The organism is Streptomyces sp. MB09-02B, assembly GCF_033794485.1.
In the GTDB taxonomy this organism is placed as follows: Bacteria; Actinomycetota; Actinomycetes; order Streptomycetales; family Streptomycetaceae; genus Streptomyces.
The window spans coordinates 1-6,701 of record NZ_JARGEE010000451.1 but is presented as its reverse complement, the minus strand read 5'-3'; the positions used below and the strand labels follow the sequence as shown (position 1 = coordinate 6,701).

The 6,701-nt window shown below is 73.0% G+C and carries 7 protein-coding genes; 2 read left to right on the top strand and 5 right to left on the bottom strand.

What is annotated here, in order from left to right:
- The first annotated feature begins 61 nt into the window (after positions 1-61).
- Positions 62-664 (top strand): SigE family RNA polymerase sigma factor, encoded by a 603-nt coding sequence (locus P1P70_RS37545; RefSeq protein ID WP_319245746.1) that lies wholly within the window; start codon positions 62-64, stop codon positions 662-664.
- Positions 661-1,602: a hypothetical protein gene (locus tag P1P70_RS37540; RefSeq protein WP_319245742.1), complete on the top strand. Its 942-nt coding sequence runs from the start codon at positions 661-663 to the stop codon at positions 1,600-1,602. The genes P1P70_RS37545 and P1P70_RS37540 overlap by 4 nt, the downstream gene beginning before the upstream one ends.
- 37 nt (positions 1,603-1,639) lie before the next feature.
- On the opposite strand, the gene P1P70_RS37535 is transcribed toward P1P70_RS37540, so the two are convergent.
- From P1P70_RS37535 to P1P70_RS37515, 5 genes are all read right to left on the bottom strand, one after another.
- Entirely contained in the window at positions 1,640-2,983 is a 1,344-nt protein-coding gene (locus P1P70_RS37535) for a helix-turn-helix transcriptional regulator (RefSeq protein WP_319245744.1), read from the bottom strand.
- Positions 2,984-3,258: 275 nt separating this feature from the next.
- The gene (locus P1P70_RS37530; protein ID WP_319245740.1) at positions 3,259-3,903 is read right to left on the bottom strand and encodes a Uma2 family endonuclease; all 645 of its coding nucleotides are present in this window, start codon (positions 3,901-3,903) and stop codon (positions 3,259-3,261) included.
- 71 nt (positions 3,904-3,974) lie between these two features.
- Complete coding sequence (locus tag P1P70_RS37525) at positions 3,975-4,787, bottom strand: alpha/beta hydrolase (protein ID WP_319245738.1); 813 nt, start codon at positions 4,785-4,787, stop codon at positions 3,975-3,977.
- Positions 4,788-4,836: 49 nt separating this feature from the next.
- Positions 4,837-4,983, bottom strand: coding sequence for a hypothetical protein (locus tag P1P70_RS37520; RefSeq protein ID WP_319245736.1), 147 nt, complete (start codon positions 4,981-4,983; stop codon positions 4,837-4,839).
- Positions 4,984-4,997: 14 nt separating this feature from the next.
- Positions 4,998-6,701: WD40 repeat domain-containing protein (locus tag P1P70_RS37515; RefSeq protein WP_413471637.1), on the bottom strand; the 1,704-nt coding region annotated here is incomplete at its 5' end.

Genomic DNA, 6,701 nt, shown 5'->3' with positions numbered 1-6,701 from the left:
CCCCGTTCCCCTCCCCGTTCCCGTTCCCGTTCCTGTTCCCGAGCCCCGAGGACCGTCGCCCGTGCCGCAGGAGAAACCCGGAGCACCCGAGGCCGGCGACTTCGCCGCGTACGCCACCGCCGCCTGGCCTCGTCTGGTGCGGACCGCGCACATGCTCACCGGCGACTTCCACGAGGCCGAGGACCTCGTGCAGACCACCCTGGCGAAGGTGTACGCCCGCTGGCGGCGCATACCGCGCGACGACGTCGACTTCTACGTACGGCGCTCGCTGGTGAACAACAACATCAGCCGCGTACGGAAGAGACGTGTGGCCCATCTGCTGACCCCGTTCCTGCCCGAGCGGGTGCACGAGCGGCACGCCGGGCACGCCGAGTCGATCGCCCAACGGGCCGCCGTCACACAGGCGTTGGCCGCCCTGTCGGCCCGGCAGCGGTCCGTGCTGGTGCTCCGCTTCTGGGAGGACCTCAGCGAGAGCGAGATCGCGCAGCTGCTGGGCTGCTCGCTGGGCACGGTCAAGACCCACGTGCGCCGGGGGCTGCAAGCCCTGCGCGCCCACCCCGAGTTCGCGGGCGCGGCCCACGCGGACCCCCGAGGCCACGGCTCCGTGCCCTCCCTCCCGTTCGTCCCGGCGCCACCCTCACCCGTCCCCGGAGCCCGCCCATGAACCACCCGACCTCCGGGACCGGCCCGGACACCGCCGCGCAACCAGGAACGACGGGAGCGGAAGCGCAAGTTCGTGCGGGTGCGGAGACCCGGGCCCGCTCGGGCGCGGGCCTCGCCCCGGACCGTAAAAACTACGGGCACCCCAACGTCACCGGTGACCCCGACGACACCGACGACACCGGTGACACAGACGACACCAGTGACACCGACGACACGGGGCGGCGGCTGCGGGAGGCGTTCGCCGAGGCCGCGTACGGTCTCACGCCGCCGCCCGTACCGCTGGAGGCCATCGAGCGGGAGGGCCGCAGCCGTCGACGACGACGCCGGGCCGCCGCGCTGAGCACGGGCTGCGGATTGCTGCTGCTCCCGCTCGTCGTGGTGCTGGCCCTCCGCCCCGACGGCCCCTCCACCACCGTGCACCCCATGGCCCCGCCGAAGCCGAGCGCGAGCGCCCTGTCGACGCCGCCGTCCACCCCCGTGGCGGGACAGGTGCGGGTCGTCGAGCCGGGCGAGAAGGTGTACGTCGGCGACGGCACGCGGATCTGGCTGACCGAGGAGGGCAAGTACGGGGACACACCCGGTGTCTCCGATGTGCCCGAGTTCCGCAGCGTGGTCGACGGCAACATCGACACGAGCAGGCCGGGTGTCTCGGTGCAGGAGACGGCCCGGGGGCCCCGGCAGTCGTTCCTCACCGGCGTGTACTACGGCGGCCGCGGCGGCCGGACCGTGGCGGCCGCCGTACGGATCGAGCTGTACGACGGCAGGACGCTCGACGGCACGGTCGTCCGACTGGCCGGCCAGAAGGAGTGGGGCGGCTGGTACGTGCTCGCGGATGTCGGACAGCGCGTCTCGCACCCCGAGCAGATGCGGGGTATCACCCGCAAGGTCACGGTGTACGACAAGGACGGCGGCGTGGTCGCCTCGCTGGACTTCGGCTGAGTCCCACGGGGGTCACCGCTTCTCGTCACGGGAACCGTCAGAGAGGCGGCTGTGCGGGTGCCGGGCCGAGTGTCGTGGTACCGGGGGCCGTGCGGTGGCCGAGGCCCGTGCGGTAGGCGTCGAGGGCGGCCTCCACGCGGCCGGTGCGGCGGTACAGGTCGCCCAGCAGGCGGCACAGGTCGGCCAGGTCGCCGACGGCACCGGCCCGCTCCAGCAGGCTCAGCGCCCGTACGTAGTGCTCCTCGGCGGCGTCCGCGTCGCGCGCGTCCTCGGCGATGATGCCGAGGAGACGGTGCGCGGCGGCGGAGTGCAGGGCGCCGCGTTCGGAGCTGAGGTCGCTGAGGACCTCGCGGAGCAGCTCGGCGGCCTCCTCGGACTTGCCCCGGCGGTGCAGGACGTCGGCGAGTTCGACGGCGACCTGGCTGGTGTAGAGCGCGGCGCGCTTGGCGGAGAGCATGCGGCGGGCCTCGCGCAGTTCCTCCTCGGCGCGGGCGTAGTCGCCGTTCTGGGCGTGGAGGTAGCCGCGCATCCAGTGGCAGTTGGCCAGCTCGGTGCGGATCTGGAGCTGCCGGTAGAGCTCGGAGGCCTTGGCGAGGGAGGCGTCGGCCTCGGCGATCCGCCCTTCGGCGATCATCGTCCGGGCGACCGAGCGGTGCATACGGGCGACGAGGGCCGGGTCGCCGGACCGCGGGGCGAGTGCGAGGGCCAGTTCGGCGGCCTGGGCGGCGCGGGCGTGGGCGCCCATGTCCATGTAGGGGGCGATGACGCCGGTGTAGAGGAGGAGCAGGGCGTCGGGGTCGTGCATGCCGTTGCGGTTCAGCTCGTCTAGCGTGGACTCGTAGAGGTAGCAGGAGTAGCGGAGTTCACCGGCGAGGTAGTGGGCGGTCGCGCGGCCGCGCAGGGCGGGGACGCGGGTCGGGAGCGGGGCGTCGCCGAGTCGCTGTTCGACCTGCTCGAACCGCAGCTGGGCGGTCTCCAGGTCACCGGTCTCCAGGGCGCATTCACCGAGGCCGAGCAGGGCGTCGGCCTGTTCGGCGACCAGGCCGTACTCCTCCGCCTCGGCGAGGACGGCCGTGAACCCCTCGGCGGCGGCCTCGCCGGCACCGCTGGCGAGCGTGCGCTGGGCGCCGGTCAGCCGGAGCCGCAGCTCGGTGGCGAAGCCCGCGGGGCGTCCGGTGACCAGTTCCTCGTAGCCGACGCCGAGCCGTTCGGCGATATGCCGCAGCGCGGGTTCCGAGGCCCGCACCCGGCCGGCCTCCAGGGTCGAGATGTATGCCGGGGTGTACGCCGGTTCCGCCAACTGCCGCTGTGTGAGGCCCCGTTCCGTCCGCAGTTGCTGCACTCTGCGCCCGATGACCTCGGGGTCGTCACGCTCGGCCATACCTGCCATGACGTAAGCATGCCAGTAACTGCGCTTACACCGGGCGCTTCACCCAACTCCCCAACGGCCTCTTGCCGTTGGTAGGCCAAAGCCTTACGTTGAGCGACACGTTAAGCACGCTTAACTCATCCGGTCAGCCGCAGGGAGGTCCCGTGATCCGCGACCTGCTCACCCGCCACACCCGCTCAGTCGCCGCCGCGCTCCTCGCGATCACCGCCCTGGTGACGGCGGCCAACGCGTTCCCGCGCTGACGGGGCGCGTCGTCCCGCGCGGGCTCAGAACTCGGCGGTGTCCAACTCGAAGCCGAGGGGGTCGGGAAGGGGCACGACCATGCCCAGCTTGCACTTCACCGTCTTGGCGTACCTGTCCCCGGACGGCTCGGAGAACACCGTGACCTCGGCTTCCTCGCGGTCGATGAGGAGGTAGACGGGGATACCGGCGCGGGCGTAGCCGAGGATCTTCGTCTCGCGATCACGGTCCCCGGTGCTGGTCGAGGTGACCTCGGCCACGAGAAGGACAGCGGAGGGATCGTGCCACTCCTGCTCGTCGTCGAAGGTGCCCTTGGGGGCGACGGCGAGATCAGGGACCACGTGCCCTGTCATGGAGCCACCGGGTACGTCCAGCCCGATGCCGGTGTAGTTGCGAAGGGATCGGTCACGGCGGCGGTCGATGACCTGTTCTGTCAGCTCCGACACGATTTCTTCATGCTCCCCGTTGGCCGGAGGCGTCACGCAGATCTCTCCCTCGATCAGCTCTACGCGCCAGCCCCTGGGGGCCGTCGCACTGAAGAGCTGGAAGACCTGCTCGACGCTCGCGCCTGTGTGGTCAGGCACGTCGCTGTCGCCGTCAGGGTCGTCGAAAGGACCGCTGATGTACTCGCCCTGGTACCCCGGCATGATGATCGGCTCCGCCGTCGCCATGACAGACCTCCTTCGCTCAGCGCGACGCTCCCAGAGTAGACCGGAAGCCCGAACAAGGAATCCGGAGCCGTTCACTCGAACGAGCGTGCTGTTACGTTCCTGCGCGCGTCGGAGGGACTCTGAGCCAGGGCCGTCGCCGTCGCCCGCACGAACGCCTCCGGGTTGTCGAGCATGATGTTGTGGCCGCAGGCCGGGATCGGGACGACGGTCACGCCGGCCTCGGTGAGGGCGGCGGTGCCCGGGACGGGGCCGTCGGCCTCGGGGTGGAGGTAGGTGCGGGGGATCTTCAGGTCGAGCAGCAGCTCGCGCATCGTCGGGCGGGTGCCGTGGGCCAGTCGCGCGGCGCTGCGGTACAGGGCCTCGGGGCCGACCAGCCGCATGGTCGCCCACCACTGGGCCCCGGCCAGCTTCGCGAACTCCTCACGTCCGCCCGCGAGGAACTCCTCCTCGGAGTAGGCCGCGATGCCGTTGCTCCCGGCCACCCCGCGCGTGGGGGTCAGCGGATCCAGGTTGGAGTCGATCATCACCAGCTTCCGCACCAGCCCCGGGTGCCGGGACGCCAGCACGATCCCCACCGAGCCGCCCATGCTGTGCGCGACCAGCTCGACGCCGGTGACGCCCGCCGCCGTCAGGGCCCGGGCGAGCGCGTCCGCGTGGGCCTCCAGGCCGTAGTCGAAGTCCGTCGGGCGATCGCTGATGCCGTGCCCGAGCAGGTCGACCAGCAGCGAACGGCGCCCCGCGAGGAGGGGGTGGACCGCGGCCTCGGTGAAGTACGCGGTGGATGTGGCCCCGAGCCCGTGCACATACACGCGAGCGGGCTCCTCCCCCGGCAGCTCGACCCACCGGATCCGGTCCCCGGCGTCCGTGACCACGGCCTCTCGCATGTCTCTCCCCCTGGACCCTCGCCCCGGCCGATGCCCTCAGCAGGCCGGGTCAGTCGTCGTCGAACTCGATGAGGGCGTCGGCCCACGCGAACACGTCGTCCTCTTCGTCCCCGTCACCATCATCGCCGTTCCCGGCAGCGCGACCCGACCGTGTCACCGTGCGGCTGAGGGGCTGTTCGGTGTCGAGCGAGGCCACATCGCCACATCGCCTCAGTCGCACACCCGTCGGTACGGCTCGTCCGGTACGTACGTGTCCCACTCGCCCCTCGTCAGGTCCTCGTCGCCGGCGCGGGCGCAGACCTGGGCGACGGTACGGGCCGGGGCGACGGTGTGACGGTGCAGGGGGACGTGGCCGCCGCCGACCAAGAGGGCCGTGTTGTCGGGGGTGAAGGCGAGTGAGGCGATGCGCTCGCCGGGGGAGGGGAGCGGGCCGCCCAGGGGCTGTTGGGTGGTGGTGTCCCAGAGCTGGACGGTGCCGGCGTCGCCGCCGACGGCGAGGGTGTGGCCGTCGGGGCTGAAGGCGAGGGCGCTGACGGCCTCCGGGGTGCGGCCGAGCGGGGCCGGGAACACGTTGCGCAGGACACCGGCCCGGCGGCGCAGGTCGCCGTCCCACAGGGCGACCCGGCCGGTGCGGTCGCCCGCCGCCACCCGGCTCCCGTCGGGGCTGAACGCCAGCGCGCTGATGTGGTCGCCCTGGACGAGGTCCAGCGCGACGCTCCGACCGGTACGGCCACGGGCCACCCGGTTGTCCCCGACGACCGGTTCGCCGCGGGGGCTGAGCGCGAGGGGGGCGCCGGCCAGGCCTCGCCCGGTGGGGGTGTCGGTGCGGGTGCGGGTCTCCGTGTCCCACTGCTCGTCGCTCGGCTCGCCGTCGGCCGAGGTACGGGTGGTGAACAGGGTGCGGCCGTCCGGGGACAGGGCCAGCGCCGTCACCGCCGTGCCGGACCGGCTGCGGCCCAGGTCCAGCACGCTCTGTTCGCGGTCCCGGGCCACGTCCCAGACGGTGAACCACTGCGGCGCGCCCCGCACACCGGGTCCGGTGACGCCGTAGACGAACCTGCCGCCGTCGGGGCTGAACGCCATCTGGGGGACGGGGTCGGACGACTGCGGGGGAGCGAGCGACGACGGCAGGGTGCGGATCAGGCGGCCGTCGCGGGTGTCGCGCAGCTCGAAACGGAAGCCGGGGCCGGTGCCCGTGCCGGTGCCGGGGCCGGTCGGTGTGCCGGGGGCCGTTCGTGTGGCTGTGGCGAACAGGCGGCCGTCCGGGCTCAGGAGCACACCGTCCACGGGGCGGTCCCGCCAGGCCGCGGTGACGGTGTTCGTCAGGTCGAGGGTGTGGGCGGTGCCGCCCTCCAGGTAGCGCAGGACGGGCGGGCCCGGGTCCCAGGCGAGGCCGCCGCGCAGATGCTGGTTGTTGAGGGGGTGCCGGAGGACGGGGGCGTCCGGTGACGACAGCCGCCACACCCGGATCTCGTCGGCGGAACCGGCGGTGGCCAGGAAGCCGCCGTCCCGGCCGAACGTGGCGTACCGCACGCCGGGGTCGTGGAGTTCGGCCACCCGGTCACCGGTACGGGCGTCCCACACCCGCACCTCGCCGTCGGCCACGACCGCGAAGCGGCCGTCCGCGCCGGACACCACCGCCGAGTCGACGCCGCAGACCCCGCGTGCCCGCTCCCACGAGCCACGCACCAGCCGCCGCCCGGCGGTCTGCAGAACCCGCGGCGCCTTCCCGACCGGGCACACGACCACCAGCCGGTCGTCACCACCGGGTGCCACGTTCGCGGGAGTCGTCCCCCGCGCCTCGAACAACACCTCCCCGTCCACAACGGACCGCACCTGCACCCGCCCGCCGCCAGAACCGCCACCCGCACCGAGCCCGCCGGCCGACGCAGCCACGGCACCCGCGCCCAGGCC

Excerpts from the sequence above, each read along its gene's own strand:
- P1P70_RS37540 (WP_319245742.1), top strand. The coding sequence starts at position 661 with ATGAACCACCCGACCTCCGGGACCGGCCCGGACACCGCCGCGCAACCA.
- P1P70_RS37535 (WP_319245744.1), bottom strand. The coding sequence starts at position 2,983 with ATGGCCGAGCGTGACGACCCCGAGGTCATCGGGCGCAGAGTGCAGCAA.
- P1P70_RS37530 (WP_319245740.1), bottom strand. The coding sequence starts at position 3,903 with ATGGCGACGGCGGAGCCGATCATCATGCCGGGGTACCAGGGCGAGTAC.
- P1P70_RS37525 (WP_319245738.1), bottom strand. The coding sequence starts at position 4,787 with ATGCGAGAGGCCGTGGTCACGGACGCCGGGGACCGGATCCGGTGGGTC.